Origin of the sequence: Streptomyces sp. NPDC017940 (assembly GCF_044328435.1) — a bacterium.
In the GTDB taxonomy this organism is placed as follows: domain Bacteria; phylum Actinomycetota; class Actinomycetes; order Streptomycetales; family Streptomycetaceae; genus Streptomyces.
In genome coordinates, this window is the sequence record NZ_JBIRHJ010000004.1 from 820,092 (window position 1) to 846,362 (window position 26,271).

A 26,271-nucleotide genomic window follows, 5' to 3' on the forward strand; every position below is an offset into this window, starting at 1 on the left:
CTCACGCGTCCCGTCGCCGCAACGCCCACCACCCGGCGCCGACCGCTGCCGCCGCCCACAGCGCCAGCACGCCGAGGCCCGCCCAGCCGCCGAGCACGCCCGTGGGGTCCTCGCGCAGGATCTGCTGCCCGGCCCGGTCGGGCAGGAACTGGGCCGCCCCGCCCGCCACGTCCCCGATCACGAACGGGACGATCAGGTTGAACGGGATAAGCACGCTGAGCACGGCGACTCCGCTGCGCAGCAGTGCCGCGAGGCCCGCCGCGAACAGTGCCATGAGCGCGAGGTAGACCCCGCCGCCCACGCACGCGCGCACGGCACCGTTGTGGCCGAGCCCGATGGCGTACTCGCCCAGGAAGGCCTGGCCGCCTAGGAACGCGGTGAAGCTCGTGAGCAGTCCGACCGCGAGCGCCGCCCCGCCCACGACGGCGATCTTCGAGCGGTAGAACAAGCCTCGGCGCGGCACGGCGGACAGGGAGACGCGCAGGGCGCCGTCGACGTACTCGGAGCTGACGGCGGTGGCGCCGAAGCCGATGGCGGCGAGCTGGCCGAAGTTGAGCGCGTAGAAGGCGTCGAAGAGGGGTTCGGCGTCGGCGTTCTCGGCCTCCGCGCGGCCCACGGTGGCGAAGACGAGCACCGTGACGGCGACGGTCGTCAGGAACACCGCGGCGAGCGAGCCGACGGTTCCCCGCAGCGACTTGATCTTGATCCATTCGGAGTGGAGCACGGCGGTGGGTGACATTGATCAAGCCTCCTTGCGGGGCGCGGGCTTCTCGGAGGCGTCAGAGCCTGCTGCGGGCACAGCTGAGGCTGCCGGGACCGTGGGAACGCCCGCAGTGAATTCGGTGGCTGTCGCCGTGAGCGCCAGATACGCGTCCTCCAGCGAGGCCTCCTCGTCGACGAGTTCGAGTATCGGCACACCCGCGCTCGCGGCGAGCCTGCCGATCTCCTCGGCCCTGGCACCGTCGACGGCCCACCGGGCACCGGCTCCGACACCGGCACCGGCACCGACACCGACACCGACACCGACACCATCGTCATCGCCGTCGACCGCCCTCAGCTCGTGCCCCGCGCGGGCGAGCACGGCCCGCAGCCCGGCCGGGTCCGTGGTGCGGGCACGGACCCGCGGCTTGCTGTGGGACGCGATGAACGCACGCGTCGGGGTGTCCGCGACCAGCCTGCCGCGGCCGAGGACCACCAGGTGGTCGGCGAACGTCGCGGTCTCGGTCATGAGGTGGCTCGACACCAGCACGGTGCGGCCCTCGCGGGCGAGGCGTCGCAGCAACTCGCGGATCCAGATGATGCCTTCGGGGTCGAGCCCGTTGGACGGCTCGTCCAGGATCACCACGGCGGGGTCACCGAGCAGCGCGGCCGCGATGCCGAGGCGCTGCCGCATGCCCAGGGAGTACGTCTTGACGCGGCGCCCCGCGACCGCCGCGAGGCCCGTCTCCGCGAGGACCTCGTCCACGCGCGCGGGGGTGATGCGATTGCTGACGGCGAGCGCGAGCAGGTGGTTGCGGGCGGTGCGCGAGCCGTGGGCGGCCTGTGCGTCGAGGAGGGCGCCGACCTGCCGCAGCGGCTCCTCGTACGCCGCGTAGGGCCGCCCGCCGACGGTGGCGGTACCGGAAGTGGGCCGGTCGAGGCCGAGGACGAGGCGCAGGGTGGTGGACTTTCCGGCGCCGTTGGGACCGAGGAAGCCGGTGACCTGGCCGGGGCGGACGCCGAAGGTCAGGCCGTCCACCGCACGGGTGGTGCCGTACTCCTTGGTGAGCTGCTGGACGTCGATGCTGGTCATGGCACTAGCGTCACGGCGGGGACGGTGCTCGCGCCTCCCCCGCCCGGGGAGACCGCCTCCCCCATCCGGGGACATCGCTTCCCCCGCCCGGGCACATCGCCTCCCCCGCGAGAGGGAGCCGTGCCGCACACAAGCCCTGGCACGATGACGGCATGTCCCTGCCCTCCTCCCGGTGGTTCGCGCCGCTCACGCGGGCCGTCACGTACACCCGCTGGCTGCACCTGGTCGTGAGCGGTGTGGTCGGGCTGACGTTCGCGTCGGTCATCGGCGTCACGGACGCGGGCGTCACCGACTGGTTGCTGCTGTTCTTCGTCCACCCGGTGCCGCTGGTGGCCGCGGCGGCGCTGGTCCCGGCGATGCGCCGCGCGGAGGGCTTGCAGGCGCGCGTGATGCTGTTCCCGGGCGCCCACGCGCGCGTGGACGACGACAAGGCCGAGGACGCCTCCGGAAGCGGTGTCTCCGTGGCGCCGTCGGCATCCTGGGACGACCGCGTACGCACCGCGCTGTGGCTCGTGCTGCGCCTGGAGGTGGGCGGCGCGACCGCCTTCGCCACGGTCAATCTCATCGGCCAGGCACTGGCCCTGGTCGGCGCGGCGGCCGGGGCGCCGGACCAGGACAGCCCGCTGTTCGCCGTGGAGGGACCGCGGTGGCTCGCCGCGCTGCTCCTCCCCCTGCCGCTGCTGGCTCTGTACGTCGTCGTCGTGCTGGCGGGGCTGTCGACGGCGGCGGCCGCGCGCCGCTTCCTCGGGCCGTCGCCCGCGCAGCGTCTCGCCGCCCTCGAGGAGCGCACCGAGCAGCTCCTCGAACGCAATCGCATCGCCCGCGAGTTGCACGACTCCATCGGGCACGCGCTGACCGTGGCGGTCGTGCAGGCGGGCGCCGCGCGGGCCACGGCCGACCCCGCGTTCACCGAACGCGCCCTGGAAGCCATCGAGGACACGGGCCGACACGCCCTGGAGGACCTGGAGCGGGTACTGCGGGTGCTCCGCGAGGACGGGAGGCCCGCGCGCGGGCGGCCGACGCTCGCCGACGCCGACCGGCTCCTCGTCTCCGCGCGCACGGCGGGCGCGAAGCTCGACGTCGATCTGAGCGGCCCCGTGGACCGGCTGCCGGGCCCGGTGTCGCGCGAGGGCTACCGCATGCTCCAGGAGGCCCTGACGAACGTCCTGCGGCACGCGGGGCCCGTACCGGTACGCGTCCAAGTGACCGCCGGCGCGGCCCTGCTGACTCTCGACGTGCGCAACGCCCTGCCCGCCCCCGCCGCGGCGACGGGACGGGGCGGCAGCGGGCTGCGCGGGATACGGGAGCGGGCCACGCTCCTCGGCGGGCGCGCCGACACGGGGCCGCACGAGGGTGACTGGCGGGTCCGCGTGGAGCTGCCCCTGGCGTGAGCGCGGGGGCGAACTCCCGGCGAGCGCGTACGGGGTGGGCGTGCCTCCCCCGGCCGAGGATGCGTGATCTACGCTGGCCGGATGCCGGTCACCGTCCTGCTCGTCGACGACGAGCCCCTCGTCCGCGCGGGCCTGCGCGCCGTACTGGAAGCGCAGCCGGACATCGAGGTCGTGGGTGAGGCGGCGGACGGTGCCGCCGTGATCCCGCTGGTGCGCGCGTTGCGCCCCGACGTCGTCGCCATGGACGTCCGCATGCCGCTCCTCGACGGCATCGAGGCCACGCGCGCGGTGCTGCGCATGATCGACGATCCGCCCAAGATCGTCGTGATCACGACCTTCGAGAACGACGAGTACGTGTACGAGGCGCTGCGCGCGGGCGCCGACGGCTTCCTGCTGAAGCGGGCCAGGCCGGCCGAGATCGTGCACGCGGTGCGCCTGGTGGCCGAGGGCGAGTCGCTGCTGTTCCCCGCGGCCGTGCGGGAGCTCGCGGGCGCCCACGGCACCCGGCACGGCAATCCGGTCGCGGTGGCCGCGCTGGAGCGGGCGGCGCTGACCGGCCGCGAGGAGGAAGTACTGCGGCTGATGGCGCGCGGCCTGTCCAACGCGGAGATCGCCGCCCGTCTCGTCGTCGGTACCGAGACCGTGAAGTCGCATGTCAGCTCGCTCCTTGCCAAGCTCGGCGCGCGCGACCGCACCCAGGCCGTCATCACGGCGTACGAATCCGGTTTCGTGGCCCCGGGCTGATGCTCTCCCCGCGTACGCCCGCGCACGCCCACACCGGCCCCGAGCCTTCGCCCGGCACCGTGGGCGGCACGCCCGGCTGGTCCGCTTTCGTCACCCGCGGCCGAGTCCCTTCGGGCCCGCGGCCTGATCGGCACTCGCACCGGTCGGCGCCTTCCGAGTACCCTTCGCCCATCATGCGCATGGAACGGAAGGACGGACGTTGGGGCGGCTGACCGGCGGGGATCCTTCTCTGCTACGGCGGATCAACTCCGCGGTGGTGCTGCACGCACTGCGCGCCGCGGACTTCGCGACCCTCACGGAGATCACCCGGGTGACGGGGCTCTCGCGGCCCACGGTCGAGGGCGTGGTCGAAGGGCTGAGCGAGGCCGGGCTCGTCGTGGAGACGGACGCGGACGAGGGCGGCGCGCGGCGGCAGGGGCGGCCTGCGCGGAAGTTCCGCTTCCGCGCGGAGGCGGGCCATCTGCTCGGCCTGGAGATCGGCGCGCACCGGGTCGCGGCGGTCCTGTCCGACCTCGACGGCAAGGTCCTCGGCACCGCGGCGAAGAACGTGTCGGAGACGGCGCCCGCGGACGAGCGCCTCGATCGGCTGCGCGCTGCCGTCGCCGACCTGCTGCGCCGCGCGGGGGTGTCCCGCGGCTCGCTGCGCGCCGTCGGCGTGGGCAGCCCCGGGATCGTGGAGGCCGACGGGTCGGTGCGGCTGAGCACCGCGCTGCCCGGGTGGACGGGCCTGCCCCTGGGCGAACGGCTGCGCCGTTCCTTCAAGTGCCCGGTCCTGGTGGAGAACGACGCCAACGCGGCGGCGGTCGCCGAGCACTGGAAGGGCGCGGCCACGGAGTCGGACGACGTGGTGTTCGTCCTGGCGGGCCTGAGCCCCGGTGCCGGATCGCTGATCGGCGGGCGCCTGCACCGCGGGTACGGAGGGGCGGCGGGCGAGATCGGCGCCCTGCACCTGCTGGGCCGCGACGTGACGCCGGAGACGCTCCTGTCGACGACGGACGAACCGCTGCACCCGCTGGACGAGCAGGCGGTGGCGGACGTCTTCGCGCACGCGCGTGAGGGCGACGAGCGGGCCCGCGCGGCGGTCGACCGCTTCATACGGCGCCTGGTGCACGACGTGGGCGCCCTGGTGCTCGCGCTCGACCCGGAACTCGTCGTGGTGGGCGGCTGGGCGGCGGGCCTCGACGGCGTCCTGGAGCCGCTGCACCGCGAGCTGACCCGCTACTGCCTCCGGGCGCCGAGGGTGGCGCTCTCGCTCCTCGGGGAGGCGGCCGTCGCCACGGGCGCACTGCGGCTCGCGCTCGACCACGTGGACGAGGAGCTGTTCGCCGTCGAGGGCACGGTGACGGCACGTCAGTAGGCCGGGACAAGCACTTCCCGCCCTACGGAGACAGCGGTTCGGCGCCGGTACGGAAACCGCGTCGCCTTCGGAGGGCGCCTCGCCCGGTCGACCGGAGGGCGCCCCGCCGGGTCACGAAGCGCGCTGCTCGGGCCCGTGGTGGATCTCGACGGCTCCCTGGTCGCCGAAGGTGAGGCGGCAGGTGTCCGCGCGGTACGTCGCCACGGAGAGGGCTGCCGTGCCGCCGTCGGCGAGGAAGCGGGTGGTGACGAGGAGGACGGGGGCGCCGGGCAGCCGGTCGAGGGCCTTGGCGTCGTCCGCGCGGGCGGAGCCGAGCTCCACGGCACGGTCCTGGCCCGCCAGGTCGAGCCGCCCGAGCTCGCGCAGCACCGCACGCGCGCGCGCCGGTCCCGCGGGGGCGTCGATCGCCGAGAGGTCGGGGACCGAGGCCGCGGGGACGTAGAGCAGCTCGGCGGCGACGGGCTGGCCGTGCGACACGCGGGTGCGCCGCACCACGTGCACGGGCTCGTCCGGGTCGATGCCGAGGGCGTGGGCCACGTGGGCGGGCGGCGCGGCGAGCTCGCTGTCGGCCGGCTGCCAGGCGTCGCCGACCGCGCCCGGCCAGCACCCCTGGGCGGAGCCGACGGCCACGCCCATGCGGGGCGGCGCCACGGTCGTGCCGACGCCTCGGCGGCGCTGGAGCCGCCCCTCGAGCTCGAGCTGTTCCAGAGCCTGGCGCAGCGTCGCGCGGGCGACGCCGAACCGGGCGGCGAGGTCGCGTTCGTTGGGCAGGATCTCGCCCACGGCGAACTCGGAGTCCAGTGCTTCGCTGAGCACGGTCTTGAGGTGCCAGTACTTCGGCTCCGGCACCGATTCCAGCTGCGTGGTCCCCACCCTGTCCTCCGCAATCGCGCGCGCAGGCGGCTTTTCAGCGCCTTGTTTATTAAAGGTTCCTGCACTATCTCAGCGACCATAGAGCCGCGCTCACCCTTGGTCAAGACCAATCCTGAGTCCGTTACAGCCCGCAGTGAAGTGATGCCACAGAGCATTCACGCGCTGTTCGCGCCCGGTCGACACCCCGAGGACGATGTGACGCAATCCGATACGTCGGACATGGCGGTGCGCACGGCAGTGGCCCCGCCCGATTACCGGGCGGGGCCACTGCCGTGCGGGTCGGCGCCCTAGAAGGTCAGCCCGGCGAGCTTGTCCGGATTCCGCATGATGTAGACGCGCTGGATCTGCCCGTCGGCGACATCCAGCTGAAGGATGCTGTCGGGCTTGCCGTCACCCAGGACGAGTACGGACGCCGCGCCGTTGACCTCCACGGCGCGGAACTCGTACGCCTCCACGCCCGGCACCCCCTGCTGCGCGGCGCCGACGAGGAAGCGGCCCACCTTGTCCGCGGACCGCAGGACGCGCAGCGGCGCCTTGGCCTTGCCGCCGCTGTCGCCGACGAGGTGCACGTCCGGCGCGAGCAGGGACATCAGGCCCGCCAGGTCGCCCTCGGTGGCGGCGGCGAGGAAGCGTTCGGTGAGGTCGCGGCGCTGGGCGGGGTCGACCTCGTAGCGCGGCCTGCCGTCCTCCACGTGCTTGCGGGCCCGTCCGGCGAGCTGGCGCACCGCGGCCTCGCTGCGGTCGAGCGTGTCGGCGATCTCCGCGTACGGGAACCCGAAGGCCTCGCGCAGCACGAACACCGCGCGCTCCAGGGGCGACAGGGACTCGAGGACGACGAGCACCGCGAGCGACACGGAGTCGGCGAGCACGGCGCGTTCGGCGGTGTCGGGCACGGTCGGCCCGAAGTCGGTGACCATCGGCTCGGGCAGCCAGGGGCCCACGTACGACTCGCGCCGCACCTGGGCCTGGCGCAGCCGGTCGATGGCGAGCCGGGTGGTGACGCGCACCAAGTAGGCGCGGGGTTCGCGCACTTCCCCGCGCTCGCCCGCCGACCAGCGCAACCAGGCGTCCTGGACGACGTCCTCCGCGTCGGCCACCCGTCCGAGCATGCGATAGGCGACGCCCATCAGGACGGACCTGTGCTCTTCGAAGACGTCGGTCACGGTGTCGGCAGTCACGCCACCATCCCAGCTCACGGAACTGCCGCTGTCCACCCGCGCCAGGGCGGTCGGACGAGGATCACAGCGGCCCCGGGCCCGGCGGGGCCCCCTCGGAGGCGGTGTTCGCGCGCCACCGACGGCCCCCCGGACGAACTCGTCGCGGTCGCCCTCTTGAACTCGTCGCTACTCGGCGGTAATTCTTCCTGACAAGATGTCTAAGTCAGGAGCGGTCATGGTCGCACGGGTGGCAGAGGTCGCAGAGGTGTCGTTCGGCGTCGAGTCGCCTAACGGCCCGCGCACGGTGACGGTCTCCTACCGGCGCACGGGCACCGGGGAGCCGCTGCTCCTGCTGCACGGGATAGGCCACCACCGCCAGGCCTGGGACCCCGTCGTCGGCATCCTCGCGGCCGAGCGCGACGTGATAGCCGTGGACCTGCCGGGCTTCGGCGCCTCCCCCGCGCTGCCGGACGGACTCGCGTACGACCTGGGGTCCGTGGTGCCCGCCCTGCGGGGCCTGTGCGACGCCCTCGGCGTCGGGCGGCCGCATGTGGCGGGGAACTCCCTCGGCGGTCTCCTGGCCCTGGAGATGGCCCGTGAGGACCTCGCGCGGTCCGTCACCGCCCTCTCGCCGGCCGGGTTCTGGTCCGGTGCGGAGCGGCACTACGCGTTCACGACCCTGCGCGCGATGCGCGGCGTGGCGCGGGCGATGCCCCTGCCGATGGTCGAGCGGCTCGCGCGCAGCGCGGTCGGCAGGACCGCGCTGACCAGCACGATCTACGCGCGCCCCGGCCACCGTTCGCCGGAGGCGGTGGTCGCGGAGACGCTCGCCCTGCGCGGAGCCGCCGGCTTCGACGAGACGCTGGCCGCCGGACGGTGGGTGCGGTTCCGCGACGATGTGCCGCAGGTGCCGGTCACCGTCGCCTGGGGCAGTCGTGACCGGCTGCTCCTGCGGCGCCAGGGGATCCGCGCGAAGCACACGATCCCCGGGGCCCGCCTCGTGCGGCTGCCGGGCTGCGGGCACGTCCCGATGCACGACGACCCGGCGCTCGTGGCGCGCGTCATCCTGGACACCAGCCGCTGACGCGGACGCCCCGCCCACGCGCCCGGCGGCGGCCGTAGCAGTGGGCTCCGTAGCCGTCGTCCCCGCAGCCGTCGTTTCCGTAGCCGTCGTTCCCGTAACCGTCGTTTCCGTAGCCGTCGTTCCCGTAATCGTCGTCTCCGTAGCCGTCGTTCCCGTAATCGTCGTCTCCGTAGCCGTCGTTCCCGTAATCGTCGTCTCCGTAGCCGTCGTTCAGGAGTTGGACCACTCGCGGGTGCTGAGGACCAGGCGGTAGCCGTCCGGGTCCCGTACGGTGACGCCCCACTCGTTCCAGTACGGGTTGGGCGACTGCACACGCGTGCCGCCGTGTTCCTCGAGGCGCGCGACGAGGGCGTCGGGGACCTCACCCGCCACGTACACCACGAGGAGGTCCTCCTCGGTGGGGTGGGGCTCCACGGGGGCGGCCGCCTCGTGGACGAGTTCGATGTGCCAGGAGGCGTCGGGCCAGCCGACCATGAGCAGTGCGTGCTCGCCGGGCCCGCCGCTCTCGTCGTGGCGGTACAGGACGTCGAGCCCCAGCCCTTGGACCCAGAACCTCTCGGCGGCGGCGAGGTCGCGGGAAGGGCGGGCGATGCGGATGTGACTGCGGCCGTCGACGGGCACGGGATTCTCCTTGTCCGCGGCCGCGTCTCCGTGGGCCGCTCCGGTCAGGCTACGGGCGAACGATCTTGCTGCCATCGGGCCGGGGGCGGGGTCCGCGCGACCCGGGGCCTGCGTCCCTGGTCCTGGGCCCGCCCGTTGCCCTCCTGCGGCTGAGTTCCTCATGTACGGGATCGGTTGTTCACTTGTGGTTCTTGTGGGCGCCGCGAGGCCGCAGTACACGTGGCACTGCACACTCGATCGACTCGCCGTCCCAGGAGGCGTCCTCATGCCGGACCGTTCGCCGAACCCCTCTCCCCGCCGCCGCAGCCTGCTCCGCGGTTCGCTCGTGGCGCCCGCGGCCCTGGCCCTGCCCGCGCTCTCCGGCACGGCTCCCGCGCTCGCCCTGCGGGGGCGTCCGAGCGCCGACTGGGGCGTGCAGGCCGGTGACGTGGGCGCGCACTCGGGGCTCGTGTGGGTACGGTCCGACCGGCCCGCCCGCATGATCGTCGAGACCTCCGCCACGGAGTCGTTCCGCAGACCCACCCGGTGGCACGGCCCGCTCCTCGGCCCGGGCACCGACTTCACGGGAACGACCCGGCTGCGCGGCCTTCCCAGCGGTGCCCAGATCCACTACCGCGTCCTCCTGTCCGACCCCGACGACCCGCGCCGCACGGGCCGGCCCGTCACCGGCACCTTCCGCACGGCGTCCGTGAAGCGCCGTGACGGGGTGCGCTTCCTGTGGTCGGGGGACATCGCGGGCCAGGGCTGGGGCATCAACCCGGAGCTCGGCGGCTGGCGGGTGTACGAGGAGATGCGCGGCCGCAACCCCGACTTCTTCCTGTGCAGCGGCGACAACATCTACGCCGACGGCCCCATCCAGGAGAGCGTCACCCTGCCCGACGGCCGGGTGTGGAAGAACCTCACCACCCCGGAGAAGTCGAAGGTCGCCGAGACGCTCGCCGAGTACCGCGGCAACTTCCGCTACAACCTGCTCGACGAGAACGTACGCCGCTTCAACGCGCAGGTGCCCTCGATCGTGCAGTGGGACGACCACGAGGTCCGCAACAACTGGTACCCGGGGCAGATCCTGGACGACCCGCGCTACACGGAGAAGGACGTCGACGTCCTCGCGCGACGCTCGCTGCGGGCGTTCAGCGAGTACTACCCGATCTCCACCGGCCGTCCCGGCGGCCGGGACGGCCGGGTGTACCGGATGCTGCGGCAGGGTCCGCTCCTCGACGTCTTCGTGCTCGACATGCGGACCTACCGCAACGCCAACTCGCCGGGCCGCCAGCCCGACGACGCCACCGGCATCCTGGGCGCCGAGCAGCTCGCCTGGCTCAAGCGGGAGCTCTCGCGGTCCCGCGCGGTGTGGAAGGTGATCGCCTCCGACATGCCGCTCGGCCTGGTGGTGGCGGACGGCAGGGAGAACTTCGAGGCCGTCGCCCAGGGCGACCCGGGCGCGCCGCTGGGCCGCGAGTTGCAGATCGCGGAGCTCCTGCGGCACATCAAGCACCGCCGGATCACGGGCACGGTGTGGCTGACCGCCGACGTCCACTACACCTCGGCGCAGCACTACGACCCGGCGCGCGCCGCCTTCAAGGACTTCGCGCCCTTCTGGGAGTTCGTGTCGGGGCCACTGGCCGCGGGTGGATTCCCCGCCGTGAAACTCGACGGAACCTTCGGCCCGGACCAGACGTTCGTCAAGGCGCCGGACCGCGCCAACACATCGCCGGCAGAGACACCGCCCTACTACGGAGAGGTGGACATCGACGGCGACAGCGGCGAGTTGACGGTACGGCTGCGGCAGCAGGGCGGAAGCGTGCTCTTCACCAAGGTGCTGCAACCGGGACGCGTGGGCCAGTGACGGACGGCGCGGGAGCGGGCCTGGAGGTCCGGCGGTGCGACCACACCGCTCGGGCCACTCGGGCCAGGCGGCACCCGCGCGGACCGGTACGGCCAAACGGGGGACAGCGATGAACAAACGGGGTGACCAAAGAGTGATGAAACGGACAGAACCGCTCTTAATCCATCAGTCACAAAGCGTTCGTGATCACGAAACAGCTTTCGGTCAGAGTGGCTGCATGAGTGCAGACATGTCTGATGTGACACGCAAGAGGCACGGCGGGCCGGCGCACCACTGGCGCCGGGACGTCGTCGAACTGGCCGCCCTGTTCACGGCCGTGGCCGCGGCGGACGCGGTGGCCAATCTCGTGGGGCACGGCCCGGACGGACCCGAGCTGCTCCTGCTCTCGGCCGTGCTCCTGCTTGCGACGGTCGGGTTCCACACCTGGTGGGCCCGGCGCCACACCCACGCGCCGCCGGGCAGGGCCGACGCCGACATCGGCACCCGGTCCGCCCACACAGAGGGGGGAGGGTCCGGGTCCGGTGGCGGGTCCGGGTCCGGTGGCGGGCTCGGGTCCGGTGGCGGGCTCGGTTCGCAGGGCGGGTCCGGGTCCGATGGCAGGCCCGGGTCCGAGACCGGGTCCGAGACCGGGTCCGAGACCGGGTTCGAGTCCGGTTCCGGTGTGCCGTCGGAGACCTCCCCTGCACCCTCCGGTGACGGCACGGGAGCGCACGGCGGGTCCACGACGCTGTGGCGACTGCGTACGACCGTGCGCGACACCCCCGGCTCGCTCGCGGCACTGTGCACGGCACTGGCGTACGACCACGTGGACATCCTCAGCCTCCAGACGCACCCGCTGGCCGAGGGCACGGTCGACGAGTTCCTGCTGCGGGCCCCGACGGCACTGTCCGCGGCCGAGCTCACGCGCACGGTCGCGCGGGCGGGCGGCTCCGGCACCTGGATCGAGCGGGCCGACGCGCACGACCTGGTGGACGCGCCCACGCGCATCCTGGGCCTGGCCACGCGCACGGCCATGGACGCGGCGGAACTGCCGCTCGCCCTGCGCCAGCTCCTGGGCCGCTGCACCATCCGCTCGCTGCCCGCCGCCTCGGTGGGCGAGCGCGCCCACGAAGGATCAGCGCCCGTGGAGGGCGTACTGGAAGGGACCGTGCTGCGGCTGCGGGCCCCCGAAGGCGGAGTGATCACGGTCGAACGTCCCTACCTCCCGTTCACCCCCACCGAGTTCGCTCGCGCGCGGGCGCTCGTGGAGCTCGACACCCGGCTCGGTCCGCGCGTCCCGCGCGGCCAGGACGTCCTCACGCTGCCCGAGGGCGCCGACATCACGGTGCGCCGCGCCGACGCGGGTGACCTCGAGGCCGCCAAGGCGATGCACGAACGCTGCTCGAAGCACACCCTGGGCATGCGGTACCACGGCCCCGTGAACGACGCCGACCGCTATCTCAACCACCTCCTGAGCCCGCGGTTCGGGCGCACGCTCGCGGCCAGGACCGCCTCCGGCCGCATCGTCGGCCTGGGCCATCTGCTGTGGGACGGCGACGAGACGGAGATCGCCCTGCTCGTCGAGGACGACTGGCAGCGCCGCGGCATCGGCGGCGAACTCCTCAGCCGCCTGGTCTCGATGGCGATCGAGGCGGGCTGCGAGAGCGTCTACGCGGTCACACAGTCGTCCAACACCGGCATGGTCGCCGCGATGCGCGGGCTCAACCTGCCGCTGGACTTCCAGATCGAGGAGGGCACGCTGGTCATCACCGCCCGCCTCGACACCACGCCGGTCGGTCCGCAGTTGCCGCACGGCAGCCGCCACTGAGGCGACAACCGCCTCCGGGCCGCCGCCACGCCACCCGTGCCCGCCCCGCCCGCGCGCGGCGGGCACGGGTACCGGCCGTACGGTGCCCCGGTCCCGACCTGGGCGCGGGCGCCGGCCACAGCTGGGACGACCGGTCGAGAAATGGGCCGTCGACGAGTCGGTACCGGCCGTGCCGCCCCGTGCTGCGGCAACGCGGGAGTGACGCGCGCCCCTGTCCCGTACCAGGATGTCCACATGTCAGACACGAAGATCACCCCCACCCCCGGCGGCCCGCTGCCCCGCGAGGTCGCCGACACCTACGTCGACGAGCTCATCGCCCTCGACCCCGTCACCGGCACCTACCTCGGCGTAAAGGAGAGCCACGCCAAGCTTCCCGACCTGTCCCCCGCGGGCCTGGACGCCCTGGCGGACCTCGCGCGGACGACGTTGGCCCGGCTCGACGAGGCGGAGGGGCGGCCGGGTGCCGACGCGGAGGCGGAGCGGCGCTGCGCGCGGCTGCTGCGCGAACGGCTGCTCGCGGAGCTAGCCGTGCACGAGGCCGACGAGGGGCTGCGTGCCGTCGGCAATCTGCACACGCCGCCGCACGCGGTCCGCGAGATCTTCACGGTGACGCCCACGGACACGGACGAGGACTGGGCGACGATCGCCGAGCGGCTGCGCGCGGTGCCCGCCGCCTACGACGGCTACCGCGCCTCGCTCGAACTGGGCCTCGAGCGCAAGCTGTACGGAGCGCCGCGGCCCACGGCCACGTTCATCGAGCAGCTGACGCAGTGGGCGGGACCCGAGGGTGGGCCCGGCTGGTACGAGGAGTTCGCGGCGGAGGGACCGCAGGCACTGCGCATCGAGCTGGACGCGGCGGCGAAGGCGGCGACCGGCGCGGTGGTGGCGCTGCGCGACTGGATGCGGGACGTGTACGCACCCGCCGTCGAGGGCGCTCCGGACGTCGTCGGCCGCGAACGCTACGCCCGTCTGTCACGGCACTTCAACGGCACGGACCTGGATCTCGACGAGGCGTACGCGTACGGCTGGGCCGAGTACCACCGGCTGCTCGGCGAGATGCGGACCGAGGCCGAGAAGATCCTGCCGGGTGCCGCGACCCCGTGGGAGGCGCTCGCCCACCTCGACGGGCACGGCACCCACATCGAGGGCGTCGACGAGGTGCGGCAGTGGTTGCAGGACCTGATGGACGAGGCCATCGAGGCGCTCGACGGCACGCACTTCGAACTCGCCGAGCGGGTGCGGAAGGTGGAGTCGCGGATCGCTCCGCCGGGCGGTGCGGCGGCCCCGTACTACACCGGCCCGTCCGAGGACTTCTCACGGCCCGGCCGGACCTGGCTGCCGACCATGGGCCAGACCCGCTTCCCCGTCTACGACCTCGTCTCCACCTGGTACCACGAGGGTGTGCCCGGCCACCACCTCCAGCTCGCGCAGTGGGCGCACGTCGCGCAGAACCTGTCGCGCTACCAGGCGACCGTCGGCATCGTCAGCGCCAACGCCGAGGGCTGGGCGCTGTACGCGGAGCGCCTGATGGACGAGCTCGGCTTCCTCACGGACCCGGAGCGGCGGCTCGGCTACCTCGACGCCCAGATGATGCGCGCGCTGCGGGTCATCGTCGACATCGGCATGCACCTGGAGCTGGAGATCCCCGCGGACTCCCCGTTCCACCCCGGCGGGCGCTGGACGCCGGAGCTGGCCCAGGAGTTCTACGGGGCGCACAGCAGCCGTCCCGCGGACTTCGTCGAGAGCGAGATGACCCGCTATCTGACGATCCCCGGCCAGGCCATCGGCTACAAGCTCGGCGAACGCGCCTGGCTGCTCGGCCGTGAGAACGCGCGGCGGCGCCACGGCGACGCGTTCGACGCCAAGGCGTGGCACATGGCGGCGCTGTCCCAGGGGTCGCTCGGGCTCGACGACCTGGTGGACGAGCTGTCGGCGCTGTGACGCGGGCGGTGCGCCGTGCGGTGGCCACCGCGCGGCGCACCGCGGGCGCCCGTGCCCTGCGGCTCAGCGCCGGATGCCGCCCTCCGAGTCGATGACCTGCCCCGTGATCCAACAGGCCTCGTCCGTGGCCAGCCAGGCGAGGAGCCGCGCCGGGTCGTCGGGCATGCCCCACCGCCCCGCGGGGAAGAGGGCAGCGATGTGCTCGTACGCGTCGCCGGACATGTAGCCCGTGTCCACGGGGCCGGGGTTGACGGCGTTCACCGTGACGGGGAGGTCGGCGAGCGCCGTCGCGAGGGAGCGGGTCACCGAGGCGAGTGCGCCCTTCTGGAGGGCGTACGCCAGCTCGCCCGGCATGCCGCCCGCGATGTCCTGGCCCGACGTCAGCAGCAGGACGCGTCCGCCGGGCGTGCGCGGTGCGAGCCCGGCGCGCAGCCGTGCGTACGCCTGCACGAGCAGGATCACGGAGCGGGTGTCCACGGCCCAGTGGGCGTCGAGCATGGCCGCGTCGATCTCGTCGAGAGTGCCGTCGCGGCCGCTGCGGGCGTGGTTGGCGACGAGGATGTCGAGGCGCCCGCCAAGCGCTTCGGCCGCCGTGGTGACCAACTCGGCGGGCGCTTCCGGCTCCGCGAGGTCGGCGGGGCCGTGGACGACCAGGGCGCCGGGGTCGGCGAGCGCCTCGCGCACGGAGGCGACGACGTCCTCCATGCGGTCGGCGCCCCAGGGCATCTCGGCGTCGTGCGGCACGTGGTGGTGCAGATAGACACTCGCCCCGTACGCGGCGAGCCGACGGGCGACGGCGTGGCCGATGCCGTCGCGTCGGCTCGCTCCCGTCACCAGGGCGGTGCGGCCGCGCAACGGGAGCGGATCGCGGCGGAGTTCGGCTGCGGTGGGCGGCTGCGGAAGTTGCGGCATGACAGGTCATGATGCGTGCTCCGGGCGGCCGCCGCACGGGATTTCTCCCCGGGTCCGACGAGGCCGGCTCCGGCCCGGCAGCCGCGGGCCGCGTCGGCGGGCGCCGTGAGCGGGTCCGCGGTGCGCCGCTCCGTGCCCTCCCGGGTCTCGTACGCGAAGCCCTCCCGGACCCAGTACTCGAATCCGCCGAGCATCTCCTTCACCTGGAAGCCCAGGCGGGCCAGGAGTGGGCGGCGGCAGCGGCGGGATCGGCGTGCGGGAAACGCAGGACGGGGTTGCCGCCGTTCGCGTCATGCATGGCGCTTCCGGTGGCTGTGCGCGCCGCCAGCCCCGTCTGCGTCGTATGCGCCGTATGCACTGTGTGCATCATGTATTCCGCCTGTGCCGTATGAGCTATGTGGGCCATGTGGGCCATGTGGGCCATGTGGGCCATGTGGGCCATGGCTGAACATCTATGAGCGCGGCCGACGGGCCTGAAGGAGCGATTCCCGGTCCACCTCTTGATCAGCCGGGGTTTTCCCTGTTTCCTCTCGGACATGACCGGTTATTCCACGGACGCCACCGACTGGCGCATCCTCGACGTCCTCCAGCGGCAGGGCCGCGCCAGCTACGCCGAGCTCGCACGCGCCGTCTCCATGTCCGCGAGCGCCGTCACCGAGCGCGTACGGCGCCTGGAAGAGGCCGGTGTCATCCAGGGGTACGCGGCCGTGGTGGACCCGGAGGGCCTCGGCCTGCCGGTCCTCGCGTTCGTACGGCTCCGCTGTCCGAACGGCAACTACAAGCCGTTCCACGACCTGGTCGAGGCGACGCCGGAGATCCTGGAGGCGCATCACGTCACCGGGGACGACTGCTTCGTCATCAAGGTCGCCGCGCGGTCCATGCGGCACCTGGAGGAGGTCTCCGGCAGGATAGGCGCACTCGGCTCGGTGACGACGAGTGTCGTCTACTCGTCCCCGCTGACGAGGCGGCCGCTCGGAAGGTGAGCGGCCGGGCGACGGCCGCCAGGGCGGTGAACGGCCCTCAGGCCCCTCCCCGCAGCCGCACCGCCGACCCCGCCCTGCCCTTCACGACCTCCAACTGCGCGTGCACCCGGCGGCGCAGGTCAGCGACGTGGCTGACGATGCCGACGCTGCGGTCCCGCTCGCGCAGCGAGTCCAGGACGTCGAGGACCTCGTCCAGGGTCTGGTCGTCGAGGGAGCCGAAGCCCTCGTCGATGAAGAGGGTGTCCAGGCGCACACCGCCCGCCTCGTCCGTGACGACGTCCGCGAGGCCGAGCGCGAGGGCCAGGGAGGCGAAGAACGTCTCGCCGCCGGAGAGGGTCGCCGTGTCGCGCTCGCGGCCCGTCCAGGCGTCGACGACGTGCAGGCCGAGGCCCGACCGGCCGCGTCCCGACCTGTCGTCGGAGTGGACGAGGGTGTAGCGCCCCGAGGACATCCGGCGCAGCCGCGTCGTCGCGGCGGCGGCGACCTGTTCGAGGCGGGCCGCGAGGACGTACGACTCCAGGCGCATCCTGCGTTCGTTGTCGGCGGAGGTCCCCGCGGCCAGGGTGGCGAGGCGGGCCACGCGGTCGTGGCGGTCGCGCAGCGGGGCGAGCTCGCGGGCGGCGGCGGCCGAGCGGGCCGAGAGCCGGTCGAGTTCGGCGCAGCGCCCCGCGGCGGCGTCGCACGCGGACGCGGCGGCGCGCACCCGCCTGCCCGCGGCCTCCGCGGCGGCCTCGGCGGCGGCGAGCGGCGCGGGCGGCTGCCGGTCCGCGGCGGCGGCGTCGGGCTCGGCGAGCAGGGCGCGCACGGCGGCCTGCTCGTTGCGCCAGGCGTCGATGCGGCCCTGGAGTTCGCGGTGGCCCGCGTCGTCGAGGACCGCGGCGGACGCGGCGGCGGGGGTGTCGAAGCCGGCGCGGAAGGCGGCGTCGGCGAGACGGGCGTCGGCGTCCTTCAGGCGCTGCGCCGCCTCGTCGGCGGCCCGCGCGGCGTCGGCGGCATCGCCGAGGAGCGCGGCCTGCCGCTCCAGCTGCGCGGCACGCCGGGCGACGCTCTCGGACGTGCCGCGCGCGCGGGTCAACTCCTCTTCGATCCCTTGCTGTTCGCGTACGAGGGCGTCCCGCAGGGCAGCGCGGGACTCGACGCGGCGGGCGGCCTCCTGCTGGGCGGCGACGCGGCGCACCTGCTCGCGCTCGGCGTGGGCCAGGGCCTCGCGTGCGGCGTGCAGCCCGGCGGCACGGTCCCGGGCCGCGGCGTGCTCCTGCCGCAACTGCGCCACGGACGCGGCGAGTTCGTCGACGGGAGTGTCCGATGCGGCGGCGGTGGCTGCCGCGAGGGACTCCCGTACGGCGGCGAGGTCCCGCTCGGCCGCGGCGCGCGCCTCGTCCGCCTCGCGGTGGGTGGCGAGGGCGGCCTCCTCGGTGGCGCGGTCGACGTGGGTCGCGGACTTGCGGGCCGGAGCGGGGTGTTCGGTGGCGCCGCAGACCGCGCAGGGAGCGCCGTCGTCGAGGTGGGCTGCGAGTTCGGCGGCGATGTCCGCGAGGCGCTGCTCCTTGAGGCCCAGCCAGTGCTCGTGCGCCGCGGTGGCGTGCTCTCGGGCGGCGAGGGCGTGTTGCCCGGCCTGGTCGGCCTCCTCGGTGAGGCGGTCGCGGCGGCGGGCGGCGTCCAGCTTCTCCTGGGCGGGCAGGAGGCGGCCCGCGAGGTGTTCGGTGCGGGTGGCCGCTTCCTGCGCGGCCTCGATGCCCGCCTGGAGGCGCGCGCGGGCGGTGTTCCAGTCGGCGAGCCAGTCCGTGGCCTCGGCGAGGAGTTCGTCGTCGGCGCGCTCCCGCCGGTCCAGGTCGGCGCGCTGGGTGCGCAGCTCGGCCAGGCGGTGTTCGGCGCGCCGGGCGGCGGCGAGGCCGCCCAGCTCCTCGCTGGCCCGGCGTGCGGCGCCCGCGAGTCCTGTGGCGCCCTCGTCGGCGTACGAGGCGGGGAGCTGCGCACGCGCACGTGCTTCGGCGGCGGTGGCGCGGTGGTGCTCGTCCTCGGCGTCGGCCCGCAGCGCGAGCGCCGGGGCGACGGCCTCCGCCTTGCGGGCGCGCTCCATGCGGGCGGCGAGTTGCCGGTGGTCGTCGGCGCGCTCCTCCAGGGCGTCGGCGCGCTGCCGGGCATCGGCGAAGCGCCGCTGAAGCCGGGCGAGTTCGCGTACGTCGTCCAGCTCGGCGGCGGCCGCGGCGTGGGCGGACTCCGCCTGGTCGAGGGCGCCACGCGCGACGGCGAGTCGCTCGCGGGCGTCCACTCGGGCCACGGCGGCCCAGGTCAGCACGGACTCGGCGAGGCCCGGGTCGCCGGGGGCGGCGTCGGGCAGCGGCAGCTCGGCGCCCCCGCCCCCGGTGTCCGCCGCCTGCTGCATGCGGTGCGCGTCCGCGAGCAGCTCCGCGTCGCCCTCGCGCACCCGGGCCTCCGCGGTGCGGCGCTGCTCGGCGAGGCGCTGCTCGACGGCCGCGAACCTGTGGGTGTCGAAGAGCCTGCCGAGGAGCTTGCCGCGGGCCTCGGCGTCGGCGCGCAGGAAGCGCGCGAAGTCGCCCTGCGGCAACAGCACGACCTGGCAGAACTGCTCCTTGCTCATGCCGAGCAGCTGGCTGATCTCCTCGCCGATCTCCTGGTGGGAGCGGCTGAGGTCCTTCCAGCCGCCCTTTCCGACACCGGCACCGGCACCAGCGGCGGAGGCGCGGTCGGGGTCGGAGGCGGAGGCGGCTGCATCGGATCCGAGGTCACCGGAGCCGGACCCGGAGCCGCGGCCACCCCCCTCCACCCGCTCACGCAGCCAGCTCTGCGCCTTGTCCGTCGTCATGCCCGTGCCGCGCTTCTTCGGGCGCTCCCAGGGCGGCTGCCGGGTGATCTCCAGGCGGCGCCCGGCCACGGTCAGTTCGAGGCACACCTCCGTGCGCGTGTCCGGCCGGGCGTGGTCGCTGCGCAGCGTCAGACCCTGGCCGCCGCCCTGGCGGGGTCCTGGCACGGACCCGTACAGCGCGTAGCACACGGCGTCCAGGACGGAGGTCTTGCCCGCGCCCGTCGCGCCGTGCAGCAGGAAGAGCCCGGCCGCCGACAGCTCGTCGAAGTCGATGTCCTGGGTGGTGCCGAAGGGGCCGAACGCGGTGATCCGCAGGCGGTGCAGCCTCACCGGGCCACCTCGCGCACGGTGTCGTCCGTACGCACGGCGTCGAACGCGTCCCGCAGCACGTCCCGTTCGCGGGCGTCCGGGCCCGCGCCGCGCACATGGGTCACGAAGTCCTCCGCGATCTGCTGGTCGTCGCGGCCCCTGAGGCGCCGGGCGTACGACACGTCCGGGTCCTCGGGGGCGCGGTCCGGGGCGAAGACGAGGCTGAGCGTGTGCGGGAAGCGCGCGGTGAGGCGGGCCATCGGTTCGTCCGGGCGGACCGCGTCGGTGAGGGTCGCCTCGATCCACGCCTGCTCGTGCCGGGCGAGTTCCGGGGCGTCCAGGAGTTCCTCGAGCGTTCCCCTGATACGGGCGAGGGGCCGGGGCACCGGGCAGTCGACGCGCTCGGCCGTCGTCAGCTCACCGGCCGGGCCGAGTTCGATCAGCCACATGCTCTTGCGGTGGTCGGCCTCCGAGAACGAGTACGCCAGCGGGGAGCCGCTGTAGCGCACGCGCTCGGTGATGACCTGGCTGCCGTGCAGATGGCCGAGCGCCACATAGTCCACCCCGGCGAAGACGCCCGCGGGCACGGAGGCCACCCCGCCGACCGTGATGTCGCGCTCGCTGTCGCTGACCTCGCCGCCGGTCACGAAGGCGTGTGCGAGGACGACGGAGCGGGTGCCTTCGGGGCGCGTGGCGAGGTCGGCCCCGACCCGGTCCATGGCGGCGCCGAGCACCTCCTCGTGCCCGGCTCGCTCGACGCCGAACTCGTCCCTGACCAGGGCGGGTTCGAGGTAGGGCAGGCCGTAGAAGGCGACGTCGCCGTGCGCGTCGGGCAGCAGTACGGGGTTCCCGCAGCCCGCCGGGTCGGTCCGCAGGTGGATGCCCGCGCGGTCGATGAGGCCCGCGCCGACGCCGAGGCGGCGCGCCGAGTCGTGGTTGCCGGAGATCATCACCGTCGGCACGCCGAGGTCCGCGAGGCGGTGCAGGGCGTCGTCGAAGAGCTCGACCGCGGCGAGCGGCGGCACCGCCCTGTCGTACACGTCGCCCGACACGACGACGGCGTCCACCGCGCGCTCGCGGACGGTGGCCACGAGATGCGCGACGAACGCGGACTGCGCGTCGAGCATGCTCACCCGGTGCAGCGCCCGGCCAAGATGCCAGTCGGATGTGTGCAGCAATCTCAAGAAACCGCTCCGGCCTGCACTTTTCCCGCCCCTTACGCCTCAAAGACCGCCACGGGCACGCATCGGCCCGCCGTTGGCACGCACCACGCTAACGCCTCGGGGCCCCTGGCCCACCATCGGCCACGGCGCCCGCCGGCGGGGCGCGGCCTCACACCGCCGTGGTCTCGGTGACGATCAGCTCGGTGACGGCGGGCAGACCTCCCTCGGCCAGGGCGCGGCGCTGCCGGTCCGCGTCCGTGCCCTCCTGGAGCAGCCGGTGCACGAGCGCGGTGACCTCTCGGCTGTCCCCGGCCGCGTCGAGGGCGGGCGTGACGTGGTCCATGAGCCGGGACAGCACGTCCCCTGCGCTGCGCGGCCTGCCCTCGTGGTCCAGCAGCGAGCCGCCGAGGCCGTACCGGGCGGCGTGCCAGTTCGCGGCCTGCAACAGCTCCGGCGGGCAGGGCGGCACCGGCACACCGGCTTCGGCGTCCCGGACCGCGGTCGCCACCAGTGCCCGTACGAGGCCGGTGAGCAGGACGGCCTCGTCCACCCGGAGTTGGACGTCGGCGCAGCGCACCTCGATCGTGGGGTACCGGTTCGAGAGGCGGGCCTGCCAGTAGAGCTGGCCCGTGTCCATGACCGCACCGGAGGAGAGCAGCAGCCCGATCCGCCGCTCGTGGTCGGCGAGGGAGTCGAAGTGCGGCGGCGGCCCGCTCACCGGCCAGCGCCCGAACACGATGGTGCGCCAGCTGGCGAAGCCGGTGTCCCGACCGGCCCAGAAGGGCGAGTTCGCCGACATGGCCACCAGGACGGGCAGCCACAGCCGGACGCGGTTCAGGACGGCGACGCCGAGCTCCGGGTCGGGCACCGCCACATGCACGTGCATGCCGCTCACCAGCTGCTCGGCCACCAGTTGCGGAGCCCGCGCCCGCAGGGCTCGGTAGCGCGGCAGGTCGGTCACCGGAGCGGGCGCGTCCGTCTTGACCGGCGGCGTCGCGCAGGCCGCGAGCCTGCACCCGTGGCTCTCCGCCGCACGCCCCAGCGCGTGCCGCAGGCGCAGCAGATGGCCGCCCACCTCGTCGAGGCCGGTGCACACCGGGGTGGCGACCTCGATCTGCGACGCCATCAGCTCGGGCTGCACCTCGCGCTCCTCGGCGATGGGACCGAGCCCCGCCGCGGCACGCACCTGTTCGGCCAGCGGGACGGGCAGGCCCGTGCCGGGGTCGAGGAGCAGGTACTCCTCCTCGACGCCGACCGTGATCGGACTCACGACGCGCTCACCGGCCCGCGCCTTGCCGTGCGCCTTGCCGTGCGTCCCGCCGCGCGTTCTGCCGTGCGGGCGGCCCTCGCGAAGACCCCCCGGCCCGCCGTGCGCCGGAGCGGTGCGACGGGCGGCCGCGATCCGGCGTCGGCCCGGCACCTGGTGGCGCCCGGGCCGGTGCGGAGTGCGCGCACCTCGGAGTGGGGCACACCGCGCCAGTCTTCGCACTGCCACCCACAGGCGCCGACAAAGAGGGTCATAACGCCATCAAAACATGTGCACGCACGGTCACGCGTCTCCGTACGCCTCCCCGCCGAGTTCGCACCGCGCGGTGCCCGCCGTGGCGTCCGCCAGCCAGGCCTCGAACTGTGCGACGTCGGCGTCGGGCAGGCCGATCTCCAGGGTGACCTCGGTGCCGTACCGCACGTCGCGCACGGTGCGCCCGGCCGACCGCAGGTCGTTCTGGATCCTTCCGGCCCGCTGGTGGTCGACGGTGACGGTGGCGATCCTGAAGCGGCGGCGGGTACGGGTGCCGAGCGCGTCGAGTGCCTCCCCGACGGCGCCGCCGTAGGCGCGGATGAGGCCGCCCGCGCCGAGCTTCACGCCTCCGTAGTAGCGGGTCACGACGGCGACGGCGTACCGCACGTCACGCCGGAGCAGCATCTGAAGCATGGGGACGCCCGCGGTGCCGCCCGGTTCGCCGTCGTCGCTCGCCTTCTGTACGGAGGCGTCGGCCCCGATGACGTACGCGAAGCAGTGGTGCGAGGCCGTCGGGTGCGCCTTGCGGACGCGCGCGACGAAGTCCTGGGCCTCCTGCTCGGTGGCGGCCGGCGCGAGCGCGCACAGGAAGCGCGAGCGGTTGACCTCGGTCTCGTGCACGCCCTCGCGGGTCACGGTGCGGTACTCGTCCTGCATCGGGCCACCCTATGCGGCGGCCGTCCTTGGAACCTCGCGGGCCGTCCGGCACGGGCCGCCGGTACAGTGATCGGCTGTGACGTCACCATCGAAGTCCATGGGCGAAGTGTTCGGCGAAACAGGCATATTGAGCTCCCTGCTCGCAGCGGAGCCGGTGTTCGTCGTGGAGACCGACGAGGATCCGGCCGAGGTCGTCCTCTTCCCCGAAGAAGCCGCGTACGTCGCCAAGGCGGTGCCCAAGCGGAAGAACGAGTTCGCCACGGCACGGCACTGCGCGCGCTCGGCCCTGGCCCGGATCGGCCTGCCGCCCGTGCCCATCCTGCGTGGCGACAGGGGCGAGCCGGTGTGGCCCGCCGGTGTCGTCGGCAGCATGACGCACTGCCTGGGCTATCGCGCCGCGGTGGTCGCACGCTCCGGCGAGGTCCTGGGGCTCGGCGTCGACGCCGAGCCCGCGGAGCCCCTGAAGGACAACGGCGTACTGGAGCTGGTGAGCGACGAGGCGGAGCGCGCGATGCTCTCCGCCCTCGCCGCCGGCGACTCCTCCGTCCCCTGGGACCGGCTGCTGTTCAGCGCGAAGGAGACCGTCTACAAGACGTGGTTCCCGCTGACCAATCGCTGGCTCGGCTTCGACGAGGCGCGTCTGGACATCCGGGCGGACGGCACGTTCACCGCCGACGTCCTGGTGGAGGCGCCCGTGGTCGCGGGGACCGCGCTCTCCCGGTTCTCCGGTACGTGGCTGGTGCGGGACGGGATCGCGGTGACGGCGATCGTGATGCGGGCGCGACGGTAGCCCCACGCCGTGGACGCGGCGGTCGCCACGGAAGCGGCGGATGTTAACTTCTACAGTGTTGTAGAACTAAGTTCGCCGCGAGCGACGACAGATGGAGTTTTCCCATGGCTCTGTGGGACCGCTTGAAGGACACCGCGTCGACGATGCAGGCGCAGCTGACAGCGAAGAAGAACGATCTCACGAGCGGGGCCTTCCGCGACTCGAGCATGGCCATGTGCGCGCTGGTCGCGGCCGCCGACGGCACCGTGGACGCGGCGGAGCGCCAGCGCGTGGCGCAGCTCATCGCCACCAACGAGGTGCTGCACAACTTCGCCGCCGACGATCTGCGCCGCCGCTTCGACGAGAACGTGGACAAGCTGACGGCCGACTTCGCGTTCGGCAAGGTGAGCGTGTTGCAGGAGGTCGCCAAGGCCAAGAAGAAGCCGGCCGAGGCGCGTGCGGTGATCCAGATCGGCATCGTCATCGGCGGCGCCGACGGCGACTTCGACAAGGACGAGCAGGCCGTGGTGCGTGAGGCGTGCTACGCCCTGGACCTGCCGCCGCACGAGTTCGACCTCTGAGCACCTTCGCGGCGCCCCGGCTGAGCACCCCCGCAGCTCCCCGGCTGATCACCGCCCCGGCGCACCCCCCTCACAGCGGTGTGGCCGCCCGCAGGACGAGGACCGTCGTCACCGCCGCGTTCGCCGAGGACATCGCGGACACGGCGGTGCCGCACGCCGCGCCCCAGAGTGCCAGGCCCACCCCCGTGAACAAGGAGGGCCGGGTGCGGACGGCGGGGGCCGGGGCGAGGAGGGCGGCCACGCGCCGCGGCACCGGACCCGGCGCCGCGAACCCCGCGAACCCCGTGAGCGCCGCCACCGGAGTGCGCCCCGGCGCGAGCGCCGCCTTGCCGATGGCCAGTGCGACCACCCGCCGGTCCCGCACCGCCCCGGCGGCCGCCTCGTCGGCCCACCGCTCGGTGGTGTACGCGGTGGCCGTACGCAGCGGCAGCAGGAACGGGTTGGCGCGCGCCGCCAACTGCGTCACCAGCAGGAAGCGGTGGTGACGTGCCGCGAGATGAGCGCGCTCATGAGCGAACAGGGCACGTCGCTCGGCGGGCCGCAGCCGGTCGAGGAGGGCACGGCTGACGACGACGCGCCCACGCGCCGGTTCGCGCCGCGCCGGCACTCCCGCCCGCCGCCCACCGTCCCGCGCGCCCGCGCCCGCGCCCGCGCCCGCGCACGCGTCCGCACCGTCCCTTGGCACGTTCCCGGTCGCCACCCCGCGCCCGGCTCCCCGCACCCTCCCGGGCAGCGCGTACGCGTAAGCCCTCTCGGTGTCCGGCAGCACGACCACCGTCGGACCGGGCAGACCGGCGATCGCCCGGCGGCCCCGGCGGCGTACCGCGGCGTGTCGCCACAGCGTGTGGGTCAGCGCGCCGCACACCACGGCCAGCGCCGGAATGGCCGCCGTACCGGTGAACTCGTCGTACGGCAGGGCGGCGCGGACCTCGGGGTCGGACCAGGCGTCGGGCAGGGGGTTGCCGGGGAGCCGGGCGGTGCCGACGACCATGAGCAGGGCCAGGCAGAGCGTGCTGCACAGCGCCATCACGGCGGCGAGCGCGGTCAGCAGGCGGGTGGCGGTGCGCGGATGGAGGTGCTGCGCGGCGAGCCGGGCTACCGGCCAGGCGCTTAGCGGCAGCACGAGCGGCAGATAGACGACGAGCCCCATGCGTACGCTCAGCCCTCCGCGCCGTCGCCGCCCGCTTCGCCGAGCAGGTCGCGCAGCAACCGTTCGTCGGCGGCGGACAGGGTGGTGACGAAACTGGCGAGCACCGCCTCGCGGTCGCTCTCCCCGTCGAGGACCTTGCGCATGCGCAGCGCGGCGAGCCCCGCCTCGCCGGTGGTGGGCCGCCACACGAAGGAGCGCCCCGCGCGTTCCCGGGTGACGACGTCCTTCGCCAGCAGCCGGGTGAGGATCGTCATGACCGTGGTGTACGCGAGGTCGCCGCCGACGCGCTCCTGCACCCAGGCCGCGCCGACAGGACCGCGCGCCTCGTGCAGGGCCGCGAGCACCTGGGCCTCGAGCTCGCCCTGCCCGCGCCTGCGCAGCCGTGCCTCGGGCCGCCCGCCTTCGTCCTGCGTCCTGTCCTGCGCCATACCGTGCCCTCACCTCCCACCGCGCCGCGTACGTCGCTCGCGGGGAGTGTCACATCGTATCGGTCGGGGTCGTCGACTCGGCTCCGGATATTTCTACACTCGTGTAGATTTTAGGTTCCGGTCCGCAACCGGGGCCGGGACGATTTCCCGTACGGACCACGTACGGATCACGCACAGACCACGTACAGACCACGTACAGACCACTTACAGACCACAGCAGGAGGACACCGTGGGAGTTTCCCTGGCCAAGGGCGGCAACGTTTCGCTGAGCAAGGAGGCGCCGGGTCTGACGGCCGTACTGGTGGGCCTCGGCTGGGACGTGCGGACCACGACGGGCACCGACTACGACCTGGACGCGTC

Annotated in this window: 24 protein-coding genes and 1 pseudogene; 11 read left to right on the top strand and 14 right to left on the bottom strand. The window is 73.9% G+C overall.

What is annotated here, in order from left to right:
* Window position 1: 1 nt before the first annotated feature.
* The gene (locus ACH4DX_RS17970; protein WP_398155782.1) at window positions 2–739 is read right to left on the bottom strand and encodes an ABC transporter permease; all 738 of its coding nucleotides are present in this window, start codon (window positions 737–739) and stop codon (window positions 2–4) included.
* A gap of 3 nt (window positions 740–742) precedes the next feature.
* On the bottom strand, window positions 743–1,792 hold the full coding sequence (locus ACH4DX_RS17975) for an ATP-binding cassette domain-containing protein (protein ID WP_398155783.1): 1,050 nt from the start codon (window positions 1,790–1,792) through the stop codon (window positions 743–745).
* Window positions 1,793–1,944: 152 nt separating this feature from the next.
* On the opposite strand from ACH4DX_RS17975, the gene ACH4DX_RS17980 reads away from it, so the two are divergent.
* The 3 genes from ACH4DX_RS17980 to ACH4DX_RS17990 all read left to right on the top strand — a co-directional run bounded on the left by ACH4DX_RS17980 (window position 1,945) and on the right by ACH4DX_RS17990 (window position 5,284).
* Window positions 1,945–3,183, top strand: a complete 1,239-nt coding sequence (locus tag ACH4DX_RS17980; RefSeq protein ID WP_398155784.1) for a sensor histidine kinase — start codon at window positions 1,945–1,947, stop codon at window positions 3,181–3,183.
* Window positions 3,184–3,264: 81 nt separating this feature from the next.
* The gene (locus tag ACH4DX_RS17985; protein WP_398155785.1) at window positions 3,265–3,927 is read left to right on the top strand and encodes a response regulator; all 663 of its coding nucleotides are present in this window, start codon (window positions 3,265–3,267) and stop codon (window positions 3,925–3,927) included.
* A 199-nt stretch (window positions 3,928–4,126) separates the two neighbouring features.
* Window positions 4,127–5,284, top strand: a complete 1,158-nt coding sequence (locus tag ACH4DX_RS17990; protein WP_398118137.1) for an ROK family transcriptional regulator — start codon at window positions 4,127–4,129, stop codon at window positions 5,282–5,284.
* Between the two features lie 111 nt (window positions 5,285–5,395).
* Here the strand turns inward: ACH4DX_RS17990 and ACH4DX_RS17995 are convergent, their stop codons facing one another.
* Window positions 5,396–6,157, bottom strand: a complete 762-nt coding sequence (locus ACH4DX_RS17995; protein WP_398155786.1) for a GntR family transcriptional regulator — start codon at window positions 6,155–6,157, stop codon at window positions 5,396–5,398.
* Between the two features lie 287 nt (window positions 6,158–6,444).
* On the bottom strand, window positions 6,445–7,335 hold the full coding sequence (sigJ, locus tag ACH4DX_RS18000; protein ID WP_398118134.1) for an RNA polymerase sigma factor SigJ: 891 nt from the start codon (window positions 7,333–7,335) through the stop codon (window positions 6,445–6,447).
* Between the two features lie 214 nt (window positions 7,336–7,549).
* Between sigJ and ACH4DX_RS18005 the strand changes: the two genes are divergently transcribed.
* The gene (locus ACH4DX_RS18005) at window positions 7,550–8,398 is read left to right on the top strand and encodes an alpha/beta fold hydrolase (RefSeq protein WP_398155787.1); all 849 of its coding nucleotides are present in this window, start codon (window positions 7,550–7,552) and stop codon (window positions 8,396–8,398) included.
* Here the strand turns inward: ACH4DX_RS18005 and ACH4DX_RS18010 are convergent.
* Window positions 8,376–8,624 (bottom strand): hypothetical protein, encoded by a 249-nt coding sequence (locus tag ACH4DX_RS18010; RefSeq protein ID WP_398155788.1) that lies wholly within the window; start codon window positions 8,622–8,624, stop codon window positions 8,376–8,378. The two genes, ACH4DX_RS18005 and ACH4DX_RS18010, sit on opposite strands and share 23 nt — an antisense overlap.
* On the bottom strand, window positions 8,609–9,019 hold the full coding sequence (locus tag ACH4DX_RS18015; RefSeq protein ID WP_398155789.1) for a VOC family protein: 411 nt from the start codon (window positions 9,017–9,019) through the stop codon (window positions 8,609–8,611). Before ACH4DX_RS18015 ends, ACH4DX_RS18010 begins: the two co-directional genes overlap by 16 nt.
* A gap of 265 nt (window positions 9,020–9,284) precedes the next feature.
* Here ACH4DX_RS18015 and ACH4DX_RS18020 point away from each other — a divergent pair, with 265 nt between their 5' ends.
* The 3 genes from ACH4DX_RS18020 (at window position 9,285) to ACH4DX_RS18030 (ending at window position 14,613) form a co-directional block, all read left to right on the top strand.
* Entirely contained in the window at window positions 9,285–10,865 is a 1,581-nt protein-coding gene (locus ACH4DX_RS18020) for an alkaline phosphatase D family protein (RefSeq protein ID WP_398155790.1), read from the top strand.
* Between the two features lie 229 nt (window positions 10,866–11,094).
* Window positions 11,095–12,672: a GNAT family N-acetyltransferase gene (locus ACH4DX_RS18025; protein WP_398155791.1), complete on the top strand. Its 1,578-nt coding sequence runs from the start codon at window positions 11,095–11,097 to the stop codon at window positions 12,670–12,672.
* 234 nt (window positions 12,673–12,906) lie between these two features.
* Window positions 12,907–14,613: a DUF885 domain-containing protein gene (locus ACH4DX_RS18030; protein WP_398155792.1), complete on the top strand. Its 1,707-nt coding sequence runs from the start codon at window positions 12,907–12,909 to the stop codon at window positions 14,611–14,613.
* Between the two features lie 63 nt (window positions 14,614–14,676).
* Here ACH4DX_RS18030 and ACH4DX_RS18035 read toward each other — a convergent pair whose 3' ends face one another.
* Both ACH4DX_RS18035 and ACH4DX_RS18040 read right to left on the bottom strand, forming a co-directional pair.
* Window positions 14,677–15,525, bottom strand: coding sequence for an SDR family oxidoreductase (locus ACH4DX_RS18035; protein WP_398155793.1), 849 nt, complete (start codon window positions 15,523–15,525; stop codon window positions 14,677–14,679).
* A gap of 77 nt (window positions 15,526–15,602) precedes the next feature.
* Window positions 15,603–15,749 (bottom strand): annotated as a pseudogene (locus ACH4DX_RS18040) (rhodanese-like domain-containing protein); the annotation flags it as partial.
* 312 nt (window positions 15,750–16,061) lie between these two features.
* On the opposite strand from ACH4DX_RS18040, the gene ACH4DX_RS18045 reads away from it, so the two are divergent.
* Window positions 16,062–16,508, top strand: coding sequence for an Lrp/AsnC family transcriptional regulator (locus tag ACH4DX_RS18045; protein ID WP_398155794.1), 447 nt, complete (start codon window positions 16,062–16,064; stop codon window positions 16,506–16,508).
* A gap of 37 nt (window positions 16,509–16,545) precedes the next feature.
* On the opposite strand, the gene ACH4DX_RS18050 is transcribed toward ACH4DX_RS18045, so the two are convergent.
* The 4 genes from ACH4DX_RS18050 to ACH4DX_RS18065 form a co-directional block, all read right to left on the bottom strand.
* On the bottom strand, window positions 16,546–19,665 hold the full coding sequence (locus ACH4DX_RS18050; RefSeq protein WP_398155795.1) for an AAA family ATPase: 3,120 nt from the start codon (window positions 19,663–19,665) through the stop codon (window positions 16,546–16,548).
* Window positions 19,662–20,828 carry an exonuclease SbcCD subunit D gene (locus ACH4DX_RS18055; protein WP_398155796.1) on the bottom strand — a complete coding sequence of 389 codons (1,167 nt, stop codon included), beginning with the start codon at window positions 20,826–20,828 and terminating at the stop codon, window positions 19,662–19,664. Before ACH4DX_RS18055 ends, ACH4DX_RS18050 begins: the two co-directional genes overlap by 4 nt.
* A gap of 148 nt (window positions 20,829–20,976) precedes the next feature.
* A complete protein-coding gene (locus ACH4DX_RS18060) occupies window positions 20,977–22,077 on the bottom strand; it encodes a glutamate--cysteine ligase (protein WP_398155797.1) in 1,101 nt (366 codons plus the stop codon).
* Between the two features lie 279 nt (window positions 22,078–22,356).
* On the bottom strand, window positions 22,357–22,983 hold the full coding sequence (locus ACH4DX_RS18065; RefSeq protein WP_398155798.1) for a YigZ family protein: 627 nt from the start codon (window positions 22,981–22,983) through the stop codon (window positions 22,357–22,359).
* 76 nt (window positions 22,984–23,059) lie between these two features.
* On the opposite strand from ACH4DX_RS18065, the gene ACH4DX_RS18070 reads away from it, so the two are divergent.
* Window positions 23,060–23,773: a 4'-phosphopantetheinyl transferase gene (locus ACH4DX_RS18070; RefSeq protein WP_398155799.1), complete on the top strand. Its 714-nt coding sequence runs from the start codon at window positions 23,060–23,062 to the stop codon at window positions 23,771–23,773.
* A gap of 104 nt (window positions 23,774–23,877) precedes the next feature.
* Window positions 23,878–24,333 (top strand): tellurite resistance TerB family protein, encoded by a 456-nt coding sequence (locus tag ACH4DX_RS18075; protein WP_398155800.1) that lies wholly within the window; start codon window positions 23,878–23,880, stop codon window positions 24,331–24,333.
* A 70-nt stretch (window positions 24,334–24,403) separates the two neighbouring features.
* Here the strand turns inward: ACH4DX_RS18075 and ACH4DX_RS18080 are convergent, their stop codons facing one another.
* Both ACH4DX_RS18080 and ACH4DX_RS18085 read right to left on the bottom strand, forming a co-directional pair.
* Complete coding sequence (locus tag ACH4DX_RS18080) at window positions 24,404–25,483, bottom strand: M56 family metallopeptidase (RefSeq protein WP_398155801.1); 1,080 nt, start codon at window positions 25,481–25,483, stop codon at window positions 24,404–24,406.
* A gap of 8 nt (window positions 25,484–25,491) precedes the next feature.
* Window positions 25,492–25,911 (bottom strand): BlaI/MecI/CopY family transcriptional regulator, encoded by a 420-nt coding sequence (locus ACH4DX_RS18085; RefSeq protein WP_398124103.1) that lies wholly within the window; start codon window positions 25,909–25,911, stop codon window positions 25,492–25,494.
* Window positions 25,912–26,140: 229 nt separating this feature from the next.
* Between ACH4DX_RS18085 and ACH4DX_RS18090 the strand changes: the two genes are divergently transcribed.
* On the top strand, window positions 26,141–26,271 hold a 131-nt coding region (locus tag ACH4DX_RS18090), incomplete at its 3' end, for a TerD family protein (RefSeq protein ID WP_398155830.1).